The sequence below is a fragment of the Streptomyces sp. NPDC104309 genome (assembly GCF_055584025.1).
The window spans coordinates 95307-113443 of record NZ_JBVJMV010000001.1; the positions used below are offsets into that span (position 1 = coordinate 95307).

The 18137-nt window shown below is 69.9% G+C and carries 15 protein-coding genes; 9 read left to right on the forward strand and 6 right to left on the reverse strand.

From position 1 onward, the window contains the following. Positions 1 to 33 precede the first annotated feature (33 nt). Positions 34 to 903 (reverse strand): Rossmann-fold NAD(P)-binding domain-containing protein, encoded by an 870-nt coding sequence (locus ACZ68L_RS00440; protein WP_469572919.1) that lies wholly within the window; start codon positions 901 to 903, stop codon positions 34 to 36. An 81-nt stretch (positions 904 to 984) separates the two neighbouring features. Between ACZ68L_RS00440 and ACZ68L_RS00445 the strand changes: the two genes are divergently transcribed. The 5 genes from ACZ68L_RS00445 (at position 985) to ACZ68L_RS00465 (ending at position 5744) form a co-directional block, all read left to right on the forward strand. After that, positions 985 to 2106 (forward strand): AraC family transcriptional regulator, encoded by a 1122-nt coding sequence (locus ACZ68L_RS00445; RefSeq protein ID WP_469572920.1) that lies wholly within the window; start codon positions 985 to 987, stop codon positions 2104 to 2106. A 20-nt stretch (positions 2107 to 2126) separates the two neighbouring features. Beyond that, on the forward strand, positions 2127 to 3152 hold the full coding sequence (locus ACZ68L_RS00450) for a class I SAM-dependent methyltransferase (protein ID WP_469572921.1): 1026 nt from the start codon (positions 2127 to 2129) through the stop codon (positions 3150 to 3152). Positions 3153 to 3231: 79 nt separating this feature from the next. Beyond that, complete coding sequence (locus ACZ68L_RS00455) at positions 3232 to 3597, forward strand: hypothetical protein (protein ID WP_469572922.1); 366 nt, start codon at positions 3232 to 3234, stop codon at positions 3595 to 3597. Beyond that, a complete protein-coding gene (locus ACZ68L_RS00460) occupies positions 3594 to 4751 on the forward strand; it encodes a CaiB/BaiF CoA transferase family protein (protein WP_469572924.1) in 1158 nt (385 codons plus the stop codon). Before ACZ68L_RS00455 ends, ACZ68L_RS00460 begins: the two co-directional genes overlap by 4 nt. A gap of 435 nt (positions 4752 to 5186) precedes the next feature. After that, positions 5187 to 5744 (forward strand): hypothetical protein, encoded by a 558-nt coding sequence (locus ACZ68L_RS00465; RefSeq protein ID WP_469572926.1) that lies wholly within the window; start codon positions 5187 to 5189, stop codon positions 5742 to 5744. Between the two features lie 508 nt (positions 5745 to 6252). Here the strand turns inward: ACZ68L_RS00465 and ACZ68L_RS00470 are convergent. Then, entirely contained in the window at positions 6253 to 6735 is a 483-nt protein-coding gene (locus ACZ68L_RS00470) for an RICIN domain-containing protein (RefSeq protein WP_469572928.1), read from the reverse strand. Positions 6736 to 6823: 88 nt separating this feature from the next. Beyond that, a complete protein-coding gene (locus tag ACZ68L_RS00475) occupies positions 6824 to 7660 on the reverse strand; it encodes an aldo/keto reductase (protein WP_469572931.1) in 837 nt (278 codons plus the stop codon). Positions 7661 to 8004: 344 nt separating this feature from the next. Here ACZ68L_RS00475 and ACZ68L_RS00480 point away from each other — a divergent pair, with 344 nt between their 5' ends. Genes ACZ68L_RS00480 through ACZ68L_RS00490 form a run of 3 tightly spaced genes read left to right on the forward strand, consistent with a single transcriptional unit; the run spans position 8005 to position 12791 of the window. Next, positions 8005 to 9066: a chitinase gene (locus tag ACZ68L_RS00480; protein ID WP_469572932.1), complete on the forward strand. Its 1062-nt coding sequence runs from the start codon at positions 8005 to 8007 to the stop codon at positions 9064 to 9066. 9 nt (positions 9067 to 9075) lie between these two features. Then, the gene (locus ACZ68L_RS00485) at positions 9076 to 10716 is read left to right on the forward strand and encodes a glycosyl hydrolase family 8 (RefSeq protein WP_469572933.1); all 1641 of its coding nucleotides are present in this window, start codon (positions 9076 to 9078) and stop codon (positions 10714 to 10716) included. Positions 10717 to 10727: 11 nt separating this feature from the next. Continuing rightward, positions 10728 to 12791, forward strand: coding sequence for a PQQ-dependent sugar dehydrogenase (locus ACZ68L_RS00490; protein WP_469572934.1), 2064 nt, complete (start codon positions 10728 to 10730; stop codon positions 12789 to 12791). Positions 12792 to 12885: 94 nt separating this feature from the next. On the opposite strand, the gene ACZ68L_RS00495 is transcribed toward ACZ68L_RS00490, so the two are convergent. Beyond that, a complete protein-coding gene (locus tag ACZ68L_RS00495; RefSeq protein ID WP_469572936.1) occupies positions 12886 to 14685 on the reverse strand; it encodes an AMP-dependent synthetase/ligase in 1800 nt (599 codons plus the stop codon). A 349-nt stretch (positions 14686 to 15034) separates the two neighbouring features. Then, a complete protein-coding gene (locus ACZ68L_RS00500) occupies positions 15035 to 15937 on the reverse strand; it encodes a LysR substrate-binding domain-containing protein (RefSeq protein WP_469572938.1) in 903 nt (300 codons plus the stop codon). 118 nt (positions 15938 to 16055) lie between these two features. Between ACZ68L_RS00500 and ACZ68L_RS00505 the strand changes: the two genes are divergently transcribed. Further along, on the forward strand, positions 16056 to 17099 hold the full coding sequence (locus tag ACZ68L_RS00505) for a bile acid:sodium symporter family protein (RefSeq protein ID WP_469572942.1): 1044 nt from the start codon (positions 16056 to 16058) through the stop codon (positions 17097 to 17099). A gap of 186 nt (positions 17100 to 17285) precedes the next feature. On the opposite strand, the gene fdhD is transcribed toward ACZ68L_RS00505, so the two are convergent. Continuing rightward, a complete protein-coding gene (fdhD, locus tag ACZ68L_RS00510; RefSeq protein ID WP_469572944.1) occupies positions 17286 to 18134 on the reverse strand; it encodes a formate dehydrogenase accessory sulfurtransferase FdhD in 849 nt (282 codons plus the stop codon). Positions 18135 to 18137: the final 3 nt, after the last annotated feature.

The window sequence follows — 18137 nt, forward strand, 5'->3', positions numbered from 1 at the left end:
CGATGCTCTCGGCCGCCCCACGGGCCGACGGTGCTAATCCCGGACCGTGTCACGGACCTCCCACGCACCCGCCCGCGCCGCCGCACGGGCGAACGCCCCGAAGTCCTGCGGATCGCGCCGGAGCACCCGCTTCACGCCCGCGGTCACCGTCGCGTTGTGCCCGTCGAGCAGCACCGTGAACAGGTCGGCCAGAAAACCGGCTTCGGACCCCGGCACGCCGTAGCGCTCCAGCATTCGCGCGTAATCCGGTCCGGTCACCGGCAGATACCGCACCGTGCGCCCCGTGGCCCGCGCGATTTCCGACGCGACCTCGTCGAACGTCAGCAGCCGCGGCCCGGTCAGCTCATGCACCACGCCCGCATGGCCGTCCTCGGTGAGCGCGGCCACCACCACGTCGGCCAGATCGTCGACGTCCACGAACGGTTCAGCGGTCCCGCCCGCCGGGAACACCACCTCACCGCCGAGCACTCCGTCCAACATCGCGCCCTCGCTGAAGTTCTGTGCGAAGAACGCCGACCGGACGACGGTGAGTTCCACCCCCGCCGCCGATGCGCGCAGGCTCTCCTCCGCCACCACCGCCTGCGGCTCGCCCCGTCCGGACAGCAGTACCAGCCGCCGCACCCCGTTCTCCACCGCGATCCGCCCGAAGGCCGCCATCGCCTCCGGCGCACCGGGCGCCGCCAGATCCGGGTAGTACGTCACATATGACGCGTCCACACCCCGCAGCGCCTCCGCCCAGCTGGACTCGTCCGCCCAGTCGAAGCGGACCTCACCACCGCGCGAACCGGACCGCACCGGGACCCCGCGAGCGGCCAGCCGCTCCACGACCCGGCGGCCGGTCTTTCCCGTACCACTCGTCACCAGCACCGTTTGCCGCCGCACGTTCTCCGTGTTCTGTGTCATGGCTCAAGGATCGTCCGGCGGCGCAGTCCACGACATCCCCGTACCGCTCAGCTCCATACGCGTGCGTCTACGCTGCTGGGCATGGATGCACTCGCGGGACTCCTGGACGGGCCGAGGGCCAAGGGCGCCTTCCTGCTCCGGATGGTGATGGAGCCTCCGTGGTCCGTACGGATCGAGGACCGGGCCCCGCTCTGTCTGATGTCGGTGACCGACGGGGAGGCCTGGATCGTTCCAGCTACAGCTACAGCTACAGCTACAGCTACAGCCACGGGCACGGGCACGGGCACGGGCACGGGCACGGGCACGGGCACAGGCACAGGCACAGGCACAGGCACAGGCACAGGCACAGGCACAGGCACAGGCACAGGCACAGGCACAGGCACGGGCACAGGCACGGACGCTGTGCGGCTGCGGCCCGGTGACATCGCCATAGCGCGCGGTCCGGATGCGTACACCGTCGCCGACACCCCCGGCACCGCGCCGCACGCCGTGATCGGACCCGGCGGCACCTGCACCACACTGCGCGGCGAGCCGCTCTCCGAATCCATGCAGCTGGGGGTACGCACCTGGGGCAACGCCCCCGGTGGCGCGGCGGCCATGCTCATCGGCACCTATCTGCTGGACGGCGAGATCAGCCGGCGACTGCTCGATGCCCTGCCCCCGCTGGTCCATCTGCCCTCGGACGGGCGGGGCAGCCCTCTCTTGACGCTGCTCGACGAGGAGATCTCCAAGGACGAGCCCGGCCAGAGCGTGGTCCTGGACCGTCTTCTCGATCTGCTGCTGATCGCCGTGTTGCGGACCTGGTTCGCCCGGCCCGGCGCCGAAGCCCCCGCCTGGTACCGGGCCATGGGTGATCCTGTCGTCGGGCAGGCTCTGCGGCTGCTGCAACGGGACCCCGCCCACCCCTGGACGGTCGCCGGTCTCGCCGCCCGTACCGGGGTCTCCCGGGCCGGGCTGGCCCGGCGTTTCACCGAGCTGGTCGGGGAGCCTCCGATGACCTACCTGACCGGATGGCGCCTCGCCGTCGCCGCGGACCTGCTGCGGGAGACGGACGCCACGGTCGAGGCGGTGGCGCGGCGGGTCGGGTACAGCCAGTCCTTCGCGTTCAGCACCGCGTTCAAGCGCGTCCGAGGTGTCAGTCCGCAGGAGTACCGGAGCGGCGGCGGATTGCTGAACCGGCAAGAAAGCTTGCCGGATGCGTGATGTGTGGTGAGGCTGTCCGCATGACTCAGCACACCGATCACGGTCACCAGCACGACGCCACTCACGGTTCTGGGCACGATGGCGGTCACGGTTCCCAGTCCGATGGCACTCACGCCGATCAGGACCGCGCCACCCACAGCCGTCAGCACAGGACCGTGCACGGTGGTCACTCGGACACCACGCATGGTCATCACCACGACAACACCGAATTCGGCTGGGACGTCATGGGCCCGCTGCTGGAGCAGAATGCCGAGCTCAGCAGCCCGCAGTACACGGAAGCGGCCCGTTGGATCGCCGGTCTGCCCACGGCCCCGGAGGTCCGCAGGGTGCTCGACATCGGCAGCGGTCCCGGCGTGATCTCCTGTCTGCTCGCCCAGGTGTTCCCCGAGGCGGAGGTGATCGCCGTCGACGGCACCCCGGCCCTGCTGGAACGCACCCGGGCCCGCGCGCAGCGGCTCGGCCTCGGTGACCGGGTCCGCACCCAGCAGGCCGAACTCCCCGACGACCTCGACGGACTGGGGGAGGCGGATCTGATCTGGGCGGGCAACGCCCTGCATCACATGGGTGACCAGCGCGCCGTTCTCGCGGGGTTCGCCGAGCTGCTGCGCCCCGGTGGGACCGTCGCCCTGGTCGAGGGCGGTCTGCCGCCGCGCCAGCTCCCGCGTGACATCGGCATGGGGCGGCCCGGTCTGGAGGCCAGGCTCGACGTGATCACCGCGGACCGGTTCGAGGACATGCGGGCGGCACTGCCCGGCTCCAAGCGGGAGACCGAGGACTGGAGCGCCCTGTTCACGGCGGTGGGGCTGGACCCGCAGGGCACCCGGAGCTTCCTGCTCGACCTTCCGGCACCGCTCTCAGGGCCGGCGCTCGACAACGTCATCGCCGAGTTCAGCCGTCGGCGCGAGATGTTCGGAGAGGTCCTCTCGGCCGAGGACATCGCCGTACTGGACCGGCTGCTCGACCCCGAGGACCCGGCCGGACTGCGCCACCGCCCCGACGTCTTCCTGCTCATGGCACGCACGGTGCACCTGGGCCGAAGGGGCTGACCGGTGTCGACCTGCTAGGTTCCCGGGAAACGACGGACCGGACCGGCCGGTCCGCGGTGCGGGTGCGGGGGGCCGACGCGTGGGTGAGACCTTGAACCGGCCGACCCGCCGCCAGGGACCCGGCCCGGCCGTGCTCGCGGGCCACGATGCGCCCGACCGCGAGGGAATGGGGCCGACCCATGGCGAACTGGCCGTCCCCACCCGCTGGTTCGGCGAGGAGACGACGGTGCGACGCCTCGACGCCGACGAAACGCACGCCGACGCCGAGTCGGCCGGAGGTGATTCACGCACCGACGCCGAGTCGGCCGGAGGTGATTCACGCGCATCCTTCGACGGGTCGGGGCACAGCGGCTTCGTCGGGCGTGAACAGGGCTGTGCCGCACGGGACTTCTTCACCACCACGACCGCGGTGTACGCGCGGAGCCCCCGGACGGTGGCCCGGTGAACGCCGCCGTCCCCGGACCCCTGTCGGGTGTGGTGATAGCCGACTTCGGGCGGGTGCTCGCCGCCCCGTACGCCACCATGCTCCTCGCGGACCTGGGCGCCGACGTCATCAAGGTGGAACGTCCGGGCTCCGGCGACGACACCCGGGCCTGGGGTCCGCCGCGTGCCCATGACGAGTCCACCTACTTCCTCTCCGTGAACCGCAACAAACGGTCCTTCGCCATCGATCTCGGCACGGAGAAGGGTCGCCGCGACGCCCGCGAACTGGTGCGCCGCGCCGATGTGCTCTTCGAGAACTTCCGTCCCGGCACGATGGGCAAGTACGGGCTCTCCTACGAGGAGGCCAACGCGCTCAACCCTGGCATCGTCTACTGCTCGGTGACCGGATTCGGGGCCGGTGAAGGCGCCGCGCTGCCCGGCTACGACCTGCTGCTGCAGGCGGTCGGCGGGCTGATGAGTGTGACCGGGCCCGCGCCGGGGCAGCCCGTCAAGACGGGCGTGGCACTCGTCGACGTACTCACGGGCCTGCACGCGGCCGTGGGGGTCCTGGCGGCGCTGCGCCACCGCGACGCGACCGGCGAGGGCCAGCACGTCGAGGTCAGCCTGCTGTCCACGTTGCTGTCGAGCATGGTCAATCAGGCGGGTGGATACACTCTGGCCGGTCAGGTGCCGGGCATCCTCGGCAACCGGCACCCGTCCATCGCCCCGTACGAGGTCTATCGGGCGGCGGACCGGCCGCTGGTCGTGGCCGTCGGCAACGACCGCCAGTTCCTCGCCCTTTGCCGGGGCCTGGGTGCCGAGGAACTCGCCACCGACGCCAGATTCGCCTCGAACCAGGACCGCGTCGCGCACGTCGACGCGCTGGCCGAGGAGATCTCCGCGCGGCTCGTCCTGCGCACCGCCACCGAGTGGTTCGACCTGCTCACCCCGCTCGGGGTGCCCTGCGGTCCGGTCAACGACCTTGCGGGCGCCTTCGGCCTGGCCGAACGCCTGGGTCTGTCCCCGCGTGTCACACCGGCCGACTCGGACCCCGACGATCCGCTGTGCCTGGTGGCCAACCCCATCGGGCTGTCCCGTACCCCGCCGCGTTACGAGCGGCGCCCGCCGAGGCTCGGCGAGCACACCGACGACCTCAGACGCTGGCTGAACAGCTGAACAGCTGAACAGCTGAACAGCTGAACAGCTGAGCCGCCGGTCGGCACCGCGTCCGTACCCCTCTCGGCCCACGACCCGGGTGCGCGCGTGCCGGAGAGTTCCCCGGTGGAACGGTTGTCATGGTCCCGCTCGCTTCCTCCGGCACGGCGCTTGCCGACTCGCCCGTGGCGTGTCAAGAGGAGACACGCTGCCGCCAGGGTGAGTGGGCGTCAGAATGTCGCCCTTACAGGCTAACGGGACATCAATTTGCCTTCGGATCAAGGCGATTGGCGTCTTATCCAATTATATGGAAATAGCATTTGGCGTACTCATTGTCCCTCGATCGGCGTCCCGGCGTCGGCCGTCAACGTGTCCGATATGAAAGGAATGAGAGCCGTCAGTACGTTCATCCCGGGTCGACTGCTCAGCCGACCTCTCTGAGACAGGAGAAGCGACATGGTTACCCGTTCCACCATCGTTACAGCCGCCGTCGCGGCCGCCGCGGCTCTGGCCGCCACCGGCATCACCTACGCCTCCGCTGCCCCGTCGGCTCAGGCCGCCCCGGTCGCCCAGCAGGCCACACCCGTTTCGGCTCTCGACGGCGGCGACGCCGGCAAGGGCAACGAGAGCAAGGGCGGCGAGGGCAAGGGCAACGAGGGTCGTGGCTACGAGGGTCGTGGCTACGAGGGTCGTGGCTACGACGAAGGCCGTGACCACTACGAGGGCCGGATCCACATCAACGAGCGCACGTACTCCGACGAGCCGGGTGGCTGCATCACCGTGGTCAGCGGCCTCGGCTCCACCAGCCTCAACATCCGCAACGACAGCCGCCGGACCATCGAGGTCTTCCGTGGGGTCACCTGCGACAACGGTGCCCCCATCGCCACCGTCGGACCGCACAGCTCCAGCGACGGCGTCTTCCCGGGCCACGTCCGGGGCGGCGTGTGGGTCGAGAACGGAGTGGTGGGCAGCTTCCGGGTGATCGAGCGCCACTTCGAGGGCGGCAAGTGGTGACCGAACCCGTCGGACCAAGGTCGGTGACCCGGTCACCGGCCTGACGTAGAACCCCGGCCCGCCGGAATCGGGCCGGGGTTCCAGCCGGGCATCTGGAACCGGTACACGCGCCGGTTCCAGATGCCCACATCTGACCAACGCCTGACAACCCATTCACCTGCCATGCCATATTAAAGCCGGACGGCGAGGCGTTGCCAGCGGGCCATGAGGGCCGCGTCGCGCGTGGCCTCCGGCTTTCGGCTCGCGGCAGGGGCCGGTGGCCGGGAGGCAGGACCCGGCTCCGGCGCGGCGGACGCCGCCCCGCGCCCCGGTCGCCAGGAACCCGGGCCGTTCCTGCGGCCGGGCCGACCGGCACCCGGAAGCGGACGACGAGGCCCCCGGGAATCACGCGATGCCCGGACGCGCCCCGATGGTGGACGTTGGTCCGGACGGGTGAAGGGGCGAGGGGCGCACGGCCCTCGAAGTGCGTGGCCCGTCCGCCCCTGATCCGTGATCCGCCGGGCCGGCCCTAACTCTCGGGGGTGTCGGGCGCCGGCTCCAACTGCCACCACTGACCGGGGGAGTCGGTGTCCTCCCACTGCTGGACCCGAGCGCCGTCCGCCGTGCTGCCGTCGGCCACTTCGAGGACGAGTCCGCTGATGAAGCTGACCAGCGTCACCACCCCCGGTGCGTCCAGGTGCTGCTCGATCAGCCATTCCTGGGCGCCGTAGTTGTTGGCACGCCACTGCTGGACCAGGGCGCCGTTCTCGGTGGAGGCGTTGGCGACGTCCAGCCGCTTGCCGCTGTGGACGTTGACCAGGTGGTGGAGCGCCGCGCCCTCGTGGACGGGCGAGAGCTGCCAGCGCTGGGTCGCCGAACCGTTCTCCTCGCCCTGCTGTACCGGGGCGCCGCCGCCCTTGGCGGAGCCGTACACCTCCAGCAGCAGACCGCTGCCCACGTTGCGCAGCCGATAGCGGCCCGCTGCGACGACCGGCGCGCTGTTGCCGCTCATGCTCCGGTTCCTCCCTGTGTGGCGGACCGCCGCCCGGCCGGGCGGCCGGGCGGCGGTCGGTGTCGCCGTCGATACGCGGTTGCTCGGCTCAGGCGCCGACGTTGAACTCGCCCGGGTTCGGACCGAGGCGCTTGCCCTCGTCCAGCGCGGCGAACGCGGCCAGGTCGTCGGCGTCCAGCTCGAAGCCGAACACATCGAGGTTCTCCACGATCCGGGACGGCGTCACGGACTTCGGAATCACCACGTTGCCGGTCTGGATGTGCCAGCGGAGCACCACCTGGGCCGGTGTGCGGTCATGCTTCCTGGCGATCGCTACGACCGTCGGGACCTCCAGGAGCCCCTTGCCCTGGCCCAGCGGGGACCAGGCCTCGGTCGCGATGCCGTGCTTGGCGTGGAAGGCGCGCGACTCGGCCTGCTGGAGCTGCGGGTGGAGCTCGATCTGGTTGATCACCGGGACCACGGAGGTCTCGCCGAGCAGGCGCTCCAGGTGCTCCGGGAGGAAGTTCGAGACACCGATGGCCTTCGCGCGGCCTTCGGAGCAGATCTTCTCCAACGCCTTGTACGTGTCGATGTAGGCATCCTTGGCCGGGACCGGCCAGTGGATCAGGTAGAGATCGACATAGTCCAGACCCAGCTTGTCGAGCGAGGCGTCGAAGGCGCGCAGGGTGGAGTCGTAGCCCTGCTCGGAATTCCACAGCTTCGTCGTGATGAAGAGCTCTTCGCGGGCGACGCCGGAGGCTGCCACAGCCCGGCCGGTGCCCTTCTCGTTCTCGTAGATCGCGGCGGTGTCGATGCTCCGGTACCCGGACTCGATGGCTGTCGCGACCGTCCTCGCGGCCTCGTCGTCCGGCACCTGCCAGACACCGTAGCCGAGCTGCGGCATTTCGACGCCGTTGTTGAGGGTGATGGAGGGGACCTTGCTCACGAGCGGTCGATCCTTACGTCGTCGGTTGGGATTCTCATGGTCAACGATCACGGGGGGCCAGGCATTCCCCGCCGACCCACTGTGCGTGGCCGCCCCCTGTCGGGCCCGCGGTGATCCCGGCCCGTCGATCTCGCCCCGTCCGGGCCTCACCCGGTGCCGCCCGACCTCGTCCCGGGCGTGACGCGACGTCCTCGGTTCGCGTCCGAGCTGTCCCAGATCCTGCGAACTCACGTACGCGTCTTGATATTTGGGCCCGCGCGGAGCATTGACAGATCGTCCTCCAGGGAATCCCATGCAGTGATGGTTAGGAACCTTTCCTAACGTCGATCCGGAAGGGAGCACCCGTGCACGCTGACCGACCCCCACGCCGTACCGTCGCCGTCCTCGCGGGCCTCAGCTGTATGTTTCTGCCTCTGCTGGCCCACGTCCCGAAGGCCACCGCCGCCACGGCGGACGGGGCTCCGGGTGCCGACTCCCCGACCGCTGCCTCGACGGGCGCCGCCACGACGGCCAGCGGCCCCGGCGCGATGGCCGCGGCCCCGTACGAGTACCTGGGCTGGGGAAACCCGCAGAAACCGGCCGATGTGATGGCGGCGACGGGCGTGAAGTGGTTCACGCTCGCCTTCATCCTCTCGGACGGCACCTGCAACCCGAAGTGGGACGGCGACCGGGCGCTGACCGGCGGCTCGGACCAGGCCGCCATCGAGTCCATCCGGGCGGCCGGTGGCGACATCGTCGTATCGGCGGGTGGCTGGAGCGGCAACAAGCTGGGCGAGAAGTGCTCCAGCGCCTCCGCGCTGGCCGGGGCCTACCAGAAGGTGATCGACGCCTACCACCTCAAGGCGCTGGACATCGACATCGAGGACACCGAGTTCTCCAAGGCGACCGTGCGGCAGCGGGTGGTCGACGCACTGAAGATCGTCAAGACCAGGAACCCGGGCATCGTGACGTACGTGACCACGGGGACCACCCCGACCGGGCCCGACGCCAACGGCAAGGACCTCATCAAGCGGGGTGCCGCGGCAGGCCTGGACAACGACGGCTGGGTCGTCATGCCGTTCGACTTCGGCGGGCACACCGGCACCATGGGCGCGGCCACGGTCAGCGCGCTCGACGGGCTGAAGGCCGCCGTCAAGAGCGCCTACGGATACAGCGACGACGCGGCGTACCGGCACATCGGGGTCTCCTCGATGAACGGGAAGACCGACGAGTCGGACGAGACCGTCACCACCACCGACTTCAGGACGATCCTCGGCTACGCGCAGCAGCACCACATCGCGCGCTACGCCTTCTGGTCCGTCAACCGGGACCGCGCCTGCGGCTCCGGCGGCGACCCGGACGCCTGCAGTGGGGTGTCCCAGTCCCCGTACGACTTCACCAGGATCGTCGTCCAGTACAAGGGCTGAGGAGGTCCGATGCGCACCACTTCGAGCACGCTGACCATCGGCGGCACGGCACTCGCCGCCGCCGGGCTGCTGCTGCCCCTGCTCGCCGCGCCGCCCGCGGCCGCGGCGGCCACCCGTTACGAGGCGGAGGGCGCGACGCTCTCCCAGGCGGTCGTGGCCACGAACCACACCGGCTACTCCGGCACGGGCTTCGTCGACTACACCAACGTCGCGGGATCATCCGTGCAGTTCACGGTGAACGCCGCCGCGGGGAGCACCTCGCTCGCCATCCGCTATGCCAACGGCACCGCCACCGACCGGCCGATGGACATCAGTGTCAACGGTACGGTCGTCGCCTCCGGAGTCTCGTTCGGTGCTACGGGATCCTGGGACACCTGGGCGACGAAGACCGTCCCCGTGCAGCCGGCCACCGGAGCCAACACCGTCCGGGCCACCGCGACCACCGCGAACGGCGGCCCCAACCTCGACTACCTGGACATCGCGGTCCCCGCCGCCGGTGGTCCCGCGGTGCCCTTCGGCAGCCATCAATTCCCCTACACGGCAGGTACGCTGAAGCCGTCGGGCTCGCAGTCGACGCTCGACCAGGCCGTGATCAAGACGTACAACGCCTGGAAGTCCGCGTTCATCAGGAAGAACTGCGGAAACGGCTGGTACGAGGTCATCTCGCCGGACGCCGACCACCCCTACGTCGCCGAGGCCCAGGGGTACGGCATGGTCGTCACCGCGACGATGGCGGGGGCGGATCCGGAGGCGAAGACCGTCTTCGACGGCATGGTGAAGTACATGCTCGCGCATCCCTCGGTCAACAACGCCAACCTGCTCGCCGCCGAACAGGACGCCTCCTGCAAGAGCGTCGACGGCTCGGACTCGGCGACCGACGGGGACCTCGACGTCGCCTACGGCCTGCTTCTCGCGGACAAGCAGTGGGGCTCCACGGGCACGTACAACTACAAGGATCTCGCGGTCAAGCACATCAACGCCATCAAGAAGAGCGAGGTCAACCCGACCACCCACCTCATGCTGCTCGGCGACTGGTCGGACTCCGGTGAGTCCCACTACTGGATGACCCGGTCCTCGGACTGGATGATCGACCACTTCCGCGCCTTCAAGAAGGCCACGGGCGATGGCGCCTGGGACACCGTGCGCACGGCGCATCAGGGTCTGATCACCAGTCAGCAGTCCAAGTACGCTGCGAATACGGGCTTGTTGGCGGACTTCGTCGTCAACACCAACAGCACGCCCAAGCCCGCCGCCGGCGAGGTGCTCGAAGGGCCCAATGACGGCGACTACTCCTGGAACGCCTGCCGCGACCCGTGGCGCATCGGAACCGATGCCGTCACCAGCGGGGACGCCGCCTCGCTCGCCTCGGCACGCAAGCTCAACTCCTGGATCAAGTCGAAGACCGGTGGTGACCCGAAGAAGATCGTCACCGGATACCACCTCAACGGCACTTCCTTCGACAGCGGCGACGACATGGCCTTCACCGCCCCGTTCGTCGTGACCGCGCTGACCGACTCCGGCTCCCAGGCCTGGCTCGACGCTCTCTGGAACAAGCTCGCCACCACCTCGATCGACCCCCAGCTCTACTACGGCGGGAGCGTCCAGCTGCAGTCGATGATCGTCGCATCCGGCAACTACTGGGTTCCCTGACGGAGGTTCAGATGCAGGTCAGAACGCTCACCACGTTACGGAGCACGACGGCCGCCCTCGCGGTGGCGCTGCTCTGTACCGCACTGGTGCAGGCCGTCCCGCAATCCGCCTCCGCGGCCGCCGCCCGGTACGAGGCGGAGTCCGCGACGATCGTCCGGGGAGTCGTGGAGTCCAACCACTCCGGCTACTCCGGGACCGGCTTCGTCAACGGCGACAACGTCGTCGGGAGCTATGTGGAGTTCACCGTCACCGCTGCCTCGGCCGGGACCGGAAGGATCGCCATCCGGTACTCCAACGGGACGACGGCCGGCCGGGCCGCGGATGTCGCCGTCGGCGGTACGGTCGTCTCCGCCGCCCGCTCCTTCGACGCCACCACCGACTGGAACACCTGGGCCACCTCCACTCTGACCACCCCGGTGAAGGCGGGCAGCAACAAGATCCGGCTGACGTCCATGACGGCCGACGGGCTGCCCAACCTCGACTACGTCGACTTCACGGTCGGCCCGTCGGACACCGAGGCCCCCACCGCACCGGGACAGCCCGGCTGCTCGGCGATCACCGAGAACAGCCTCACGCTGAACTGGGGCGCCGCGACGGACAACGTGGGCGTCACCGCGTACGACATCTACGAACACGGCAACAAGTTCGCCGAGGCGGCCGGGAACGCCACGACGAAGAACCTGACCGGGCTCACGGCCAGGACCACGTACAACATCACCGTGTTCGCGCGTGACGCGGCCGGCAATGTCTCCCCGGTCAGCCCCGTCGTGGACTGCACCACCCTGCCCGGCTCCGACACCACCGCGCCCTCGGCACCCGGCACCCTGTCCACCTCGGGCCTCACCGCCAACGACGTCGTCCTGAAGTGGGGCGCCTCGACGGACGACAAGGCCGTCACCGCCTACGAGGTCCGCAGCGGAAGCACCGTCTACAAGACCGTGAGCGGCACCCCACCCGCCACCACGACCACCCTCACCGGGCTCGCCTGCGCCAGCCCGTACACCCTGGACGTCGTCGCCAAGGACGCGGCGGGCAACGCCTCGCCGCCCAGCAACACCGTCACCTTCACCACCCAGGCCTGCGCCACCGACGGCGGCGTACCGTCCGGCATCGCCACCGTCTCCACCGGCTGGTCCATCCCCTGGGGCACCTACTGGATGCCCGACGGGAAGACCGCGCTGGTGACCGAGCGGGACAGCTTCAAGGTCTTCAAGGTCACGCCCGGCGGCACCAGGACCCAGGTCGGCACCGTGCCCAACGCCGTCACGACCGACGGTGAGGGCGGTCTGCTCGGCGTGGCTGTCGACCCCAAGTGGTCCACGAACCACTACGTGTACTTCATGCACACCGCGTCCGAGGGCAACCGGGTCGCCCGCATGACGTACGACGGCACCTCCCTCGGCGGATACACGGTCCTGCTCCAGGGAATCAAGAAGAGCAGGTACCACAACGGCGGACGGCTCGCCGTCGGCCCCGACGGCTACCTGTACGCCTCGACCGGCGAGGCCCAGACCCCTGACCTCGCCCAGGACAAGAACTCGCTGAACGGCAAGATCCTGCGGATGACCACGGACGGCAGGCCCGCCCCCGGCAACCCGTTCGGCAACTACGTCTACAGCTACGGCCACCGCAACCCCCAGGGCCTCGCGTTCGACCGCAACGGCCGCTTGTGGGAAGCGGAGTTCGGCGACAGCAAGAAGGACGAGCTCAACCTCATCAAGCCGGGAAACAACTACGGCTGGCCCGTTTGCGAGGGCAGCTGCTCCACCGCCGGAATGACCAACCCGAAGAAGACCTGGAGCGTCTCCGAGGCCTCGCCCAGCGGGATAGCCATCGTCCGCAACGTCATCTACATGGCCGCGTTGAAGGGCGAGAGGCTGTGGCGGGTGCCGATCACCGGTGACACCGAGAACCTCGGCACGCCGAGCGCCTACTACGTCGGTACCTATGGCCGACTGCGCACGGTCACCAAGGTGCCCGGCCAGGACCAGCTCTGGCTCTCCACCACCAACTGCGACAACAAGGGGAACCAACCGGACGGCTCGGACAAGCTGTTCCGCATCTCGATCACCTGAAGCCTCTCGTGCGGATCCTGCCGGGCCCGGTGATCGGGCCTGATCCAAACGAAAGACTCCAGCCCGCGCGGTACCGCTGGGGCACGACCGTGCCTCAGCGGTACAGCGCGTCGACCTCCACCGCGTACGCCGTCTCGATCGCCTTGCGCTTCAGCTTCAGCGACGGGGTGAGCAGACCGTGCTCCTCGGTGAACGGATGCGCCAGGATCCGGAACGTACGGATCGACTCGGCCTGCGAGACCGCCGTGTTGGCGGCCACCACCGCCCGTCGTACCTCCATCTCCAGGTCCGGATCCCGCACCAGGTCCTCCGGCCTCATGGGCTCCCGCCCCTGCATGGCGAGCCAGTGGTCCACCGACTCCTGGTCGACCGTGACCAGTGCCGCGATGTACGGCCGGTCGTTGCCGACGACGATGCACTGCGCGACCAGCGGATGCGCCCGCACCCGCTCCTCCAGACCGGCCGGTGACACGCTCTTGCCGCCCGACGTCACCAGGATCTCCTTCTTCCGCCCGGTGATCGTCAGATAGCCGTCCTCGTCGAGCGACCCCAGGTCCCCGGTGGCCAGCCAGCCGTCGCGCAGCACCGCGTCGGTGGCCTCCGGCGCCCCGAGATAGCCCGTGAACACATTGCCGCCGTGCAACCACACCTCGCCGTCCTCGGCGATGTGCACCGTGGTGCCGGGGATCGGTTGCCCGACCGTGCCGTACCGCGTGCGTTCCGGCGGATTGGCGGTGGCCGCCGCGGTCGACTCGGTCAGCCCGTACCCCTCGTACACCGTGACACCCGCGCCTTCGAAGAACAGCCCTAGCCGCCGCTCCATCCCCGAACCGCCGGACATGGCGTGCCGGATCCGGCCGCCCATCGCCTCGCGCACCTTCCTGTACACGACCTTGTCGAAGAACTGGTGCTGCACCCGCAGTCCGGCGGACGGTCCGGGACCTGTCCCGAACGCTCGCGCCTCCATCGCCTCGGCGTACTTCCCCGCGATGTCCACGGCCTTGTCGAACGGCCCGACCCGCCCCTCGGCCTCCGCCTTGCGCCGGGCCGCGTTGAAGACCTTCTCGAAGATGTACGGCACCGCCAGGATGAACGTCGGCCGGAACGACACCAGGTCCGGCATCAGGGCCTTCGCCGACAGCTCCGGCTGATGGCCCAGCTTCACGCGGCCGCGCACGGCGGCGACCTCGACCATGCGGCCGAAGACATGCGCCAGCGGCAGAAAGAGCAGCGTGGCGGCCTCGTCACCCGGTTTGGAGTGGAAGACCGACTCCCAGCGGGAGGCCATGGTGTCCGTCTCGAACATGAAATTGGCGTGCGTGATCACACAGCCCTTGGGGCGTCCGGTCGTCCCCGAGGTGTAGATGATGGTCGCCACCGATTCGGGCGTCACCGCGCGCCGGTGCCGGTGCACCACCTCGTCCTCGACATGGGCGCCCGCTCCGACGAGCTCGGTCACCGCGTCCGCGTCCAGCTGCCAGAGCCGCTGCAGCCGGGGCAGCCGGTCGATCACCGACGCGATCGTCATGGCGTGGTCCTCGTGCTCGACCATGACGGCGGACACATCGGCGTCGTGCAGCATCCAGAAGACCTGCTCGGCCGAGGAGGTCGGGTAGACCGGTACGGACTGGGCGCCGACCGTCCACAGGGCGAAGTCGAAGAGCGTCCACTCGTAGCGCGTACGCGACATGAGGGCCACCCGGTCGCCGAACCTGACGCCGTGCGCGATCAGCCCCTTGGCGAGCGCCAGGACCTCGTCGCGGAACGTCGCCGCGGTGACATCCCGCCAGTGACCGCTCTCGTCCTTCCGGCCGAGCGAGACCCGGCGCGGATCTTCCTCGGCGTAGTCGAACACCACATCGGCCAAGCCGCCCACGAGGGGCGCGGCCGCCATGGGTGGGACAGTGAACTCGCGCAATGACCTGCTCCTCGTGGCGCTCCGCACAGCGCCGTGACGCTACCCCACCGGACGGCGCGGCGGGAGGGGCCCGAACCGGCGGACAACGTGGCATATGCACAGGTCAGCCACCGAAATCCGGCCAGATGGGCAAGGCTCGGGCGTGGCTGAGACCACGGAGTAAGCGGCCGACGGCGGAATCTCCACCGAATCTGTACGCCTCAGTCACTCCCGTTCCGGGCGGATACCGGGGTATTGGTCCGTAGATGGGCCGACGCCCGTCGTGCCCGACCGGGCCGGCCGCGCAACCGCGGCTGCCGTCCGCTCTCCCCATGACGGCGTACCGTCATGCATCGACCCGGCCACTGAGCGAACCGATCGTGCCGACATCTCGGATCAGCCGGTCGCCGCCCGTCAGGATCGCCGCCGCCAGGGCGTCAGCCGCCTCCTGGGCGCCGTCCCGGCGGCGGCCGTGCAGCAGGACGAAGTCCACGTCGCCGAGCTCAGGCAGTCCCGATCTGGCCGGCACCGGTGCCAGGCCCGGTGGGATCAGCCCCCGGCTGTGAGCCATCACGCCGAGCCCCGCACGGGCCGCCGCGATCAGCCCACTGAGGCTGGTGCTCGTACAGGCGATCCGCCAGGACCGGCCGTGCTCCTCCAGGACCTCCAGGGCGCGGGCCCGGGTGATGCCCGGCGGCGGGAAGAGCACCAGCGGAACCGGACGGTCCGGGTCGATCCGCAGTCGCGGCGCGCCGATCCAGGTCAGCGCGTCGTGCCGGACCAGCTCCCCGTGGGTGTCGCCGGTGCGCCGCTTGGCCAGGACGAGATCCAGCCGGCCCGCCGCCAGGCGCTGGTGGAGCGTCCCGGACAGCTCCACCGTCAGCTCCAGCTCGACGTCCGGATGGTCGCGGCGGAACGACTCCAGGATCTCCGGCAGCCGGGTCAGTACGAAGTCCTCCGAGGCCCCGAACCGCAGCCGCCCGCGCAGCCGGGTGCCGGTGAAGAAGGCCGCGGCCCGCTCATGCGCCTCAAGTATCGTCCGGGCGAAACCGAGCATCGCCTCGCCGTCCGGCGTGAGGTCGACCCGGTGCGTGTCCCGGGTGAACAACGGGCGCCCGGCCGCGTCCTCCAGCCGCCGCACATGCTGGCTCACCGTGGACTGCCGTACCCCGAGCCGGCGGGCGGCCTGGGTGAAGCTCAGCGTCTGGGCCACGGCGAGAAAGGTGCGGAGCTGAGCGGGGTCGTACATGAGCCCAGGTTATCGCGAACCGTGATGACAGTGAGAGTGGTGTGCGGGATTCCCGATTGCCTTGATCAAGAGCAGGATGGGCAGGGCACGACCGGAACCAACAGAACATGTGGAGCACATGAGCCGCCGCACCTTGAAGCTGCCGTCCTGGCTGCCGATCGACCCGTACATCCTGGCGCTGATCGGCACGGTCGTACTCGCCGCGATACTGCCCGCGTCGGGGACCGCCGCGGACGTGGCGGGCGGCGCCTCGACCGGAGCGGTCGCCCTTCTCTTCTTCCTGTACGGCGCCCGCCTCTCCACCGCCGAGGCGCTCGACGGCCTCAAGCACTGGAGGCTCCATCTCACCGTCCTGGTCTGCACCTTCGTGGCGTTTCCGCTCCTCGGGCTGGCGGGCAAGGGGCTGGTGCCGTACGTCCTGACGCCGCAGTTCCACAGCGGCTTCCTCTTTCTCTGCCTCGTCCCCTCGACCATCCAGTCCTCGATCGCCTTCACGTCGATCGCCCGCGGCAATGTGCCGGCGGCGATCTGCGCGGGCTCCTTCTCCTCGATCGCCGGAATCTTCCTCACCCCACTGCTCGCGGCCGCGCTGCTCGGCAACAGCGGCGGTGGATTCTCGGCGGACGCGCTGCTGAAGATCGGGGTGCAGCTGCTGCTGCCGTTCGTCGCGGGGCAGCTGCTGCGCCGCTGGATCGGCGGCTTCATCACCCGCCACAAGAAGGTCCTCGGCCGTGTCGACCGGGGCTCGATCCTGCTCGTCGTCTACACGGCGTTCAGCGAGGGCATGGTCGCGGGCATCTGGCACCAGGTCACCCCGGCCCGGCTCGGGGCGCTGCTCGGTGCCGAAGCGGTGCTGCTCGCGCTGATGCTCATCCTGACCTGGTACGGGGCGAAGCGGCTCGGCTTCGACCGGGAGGACCGGATCGCCATCCAGTTCGCCGGTTCGAAGAAGAGCCTGGCCTCCGGACTCCCGATGGCGAGCGTCCTGTTCGGTGCACAGGCGTCCCTCGCCGTGTTGCCGCTGATGCTCTTCCACCAGATGCAGCTCATGGTGTGCGCGGTGATCGCCAAACGCCGCTCGCGCGACCCGCTGGAGGACAACCCCGTCGGGGCGGCGAGGACGAGTGGTCCGGCGGCGGAGGAGTCCTTGGCGGTGGGCTGAAACCGCTCTGTGACGCGGGCGGGTGGGCTGAAACCGCCCCTGTGACACGGATGGTGGGCTGAAACCGCCCCTGTGACGCGTCGACGTCCCGTCGCGGGCGTGCACGCCACGGGATGGGGCCGGCCGGCGCAGGGGGCGCGCTCCCCGTCGGCCGGAACCCGGACCCGTGCAGGCGGGCGGGGAGACTCAGCTCCGGCCGGCCGTCACCTCCAGGGCGACGCGCTCCTCACCCGCGTACACGTTCATGGAAGGACCCCGCAGAAAACCGACCAGGGTCAGCCCGGTCTCGGCCGCCAGATCGACGGCGAGGGACGACGGTGCCGAGACCGCCGCGAGCACGGGGATCCCGGCCATCACCGCCTTCTGGGCCAGCTCGAACGAGGCCCGCCCCGACACCAGCAGAATGCTCCGGGACAGCGGCAGCCGGCCGTCCGTCAGGGCGCGGCCCACCAGCTTGTCGACCGCGTTGTGCCGGCCGACGTCCTCCCGGACGTCGAGCAACTCACCCGTCTCGGAGAACAACGCCGCCGCGTGCAGACCCCCCGTCCGGTCGAAGACCCGCTGGGCGGCGCGCAGCCGGTCGGGGAGGACGGCGAGCAGGGCGGGCTCCACCCGCACCGGGGGAGTGTCGGCGATCGGATGCCGGGTCGTGGTGCGCACCGCGTCGAGGCTCGCCTTGCCGCACAGCCCGCAGGACGACGTGGTGTACACATTGCGTTCGAGCGTGATGTCGGGAACCGCGACACCGGGGGCGAGTTTCACATCCACCACGTTGTACGTGTTGACGCCGTCCGCCGCGGCCCCGGCGCAGTAGACGATCTGCTGCACCTCGGATCCGTCGCCGATCACGCCCTCGCTCACCAGGAAGCCCGCCGCCAGCGCGAAGTCGTCGCCCGGCGTCCGCATCGTGATGGCGAGCGGCTTGCCGTTCAGCCGGATCTCCAGGGGCTCCTCGGCGACGAGCGTGTCGGGGCGCGTCGAGACCGCCCCGTCCCGGATGCGGATGGTGCGGCGACGCTCGGTGACCCGTCCCATAGC

What these genes read in the sequence shown, in the direction of transcription:
- ACZ68L_RS00440 (WP_469572919.1), bottom strand. Translation starts at nt 903, where the DNA reads ATGACACAGAACACGGAGAACGTGCGGCGGCAAACGGTGCTGGTGACG.
- ACZ68L_RS00445 (WP_469572920.1), top strand. Translation starts at nt 985, where the DNA reads ATGGATGCACTCGCGGGACTCCTGGACGGGCCGAGGGCCAAGGGCGCC.
- ACZ68L_RS00450 (WP_469572921.1), top strand. Translation starts at nt 2,127, where the DNA reads ATGACTCAGCACACCGATCACGGTCACCAGCACGACGCCACTCACGGT.
- ACZ68L_RS00465 (WP_469572926.1), top strand. Translation starts at nt 5,187, where the DNA reads ATGGTTACCCGTTCCACCATCGTTACAGCCGCCGTCGCGGCCGCCGCG.
- ACZ68L_RS00470 (WP_469572928.1), bottom strand. Translation starts at nt 6,735, where the DNA reads ATGAGCGGCAACAGCGCGCCGGTCGTCGCAGCGGGCCGCTATCGGCTG.
- ACZ68L_RS00485 (WP_469572933.1), top strand. Translation starts at nt 9,076, where the DNA reads ATGCGCACCACTTCGAGCACGCTGACCATCGGCGGCACGGCACTCGCC.
- ACZ68L_RS00490 (WP_469572934.1), top strand. Translation starts at nt 10,728, where the DNA reads ATGCAGGTCAGAACGCTCACCACGTTACGGAGCACGACGGCCGCCCTC.
- ACZ68L_RS00495 (WP_469572936.1), bottom strand. Translation starts at nt 14,685, where the DNA reads ATGGCGGCCGCGCCCCTCGTGGGCGGCTTGGCCGATGTGGTGTTCGAC.
- ACZ68L_RS00500 (WP_469572938.1), bottom strand. Translation starts at nt 15,937, where the DNA reads ATGTACGACCCCGCTCAGCTCCGCACCTTTCTCGCCGTGGCCCAGACG.
- ACZ68L_RS00505 (WP_469572942.1), top strand. Translation starts at nt 16,056, where the DNA reads ATGAGCCGCCGCACCTTGAAGCTGCCGTCCTGGCTGCCGATCGACCCG.
- fdhD (WP_469572944.1), bottom strand. Translation starts at nt 18,134, where the DNA reads ATGGGACGGGTCACCGAGCGTCGCCGCACCATCCGCATCCGGGACGGG.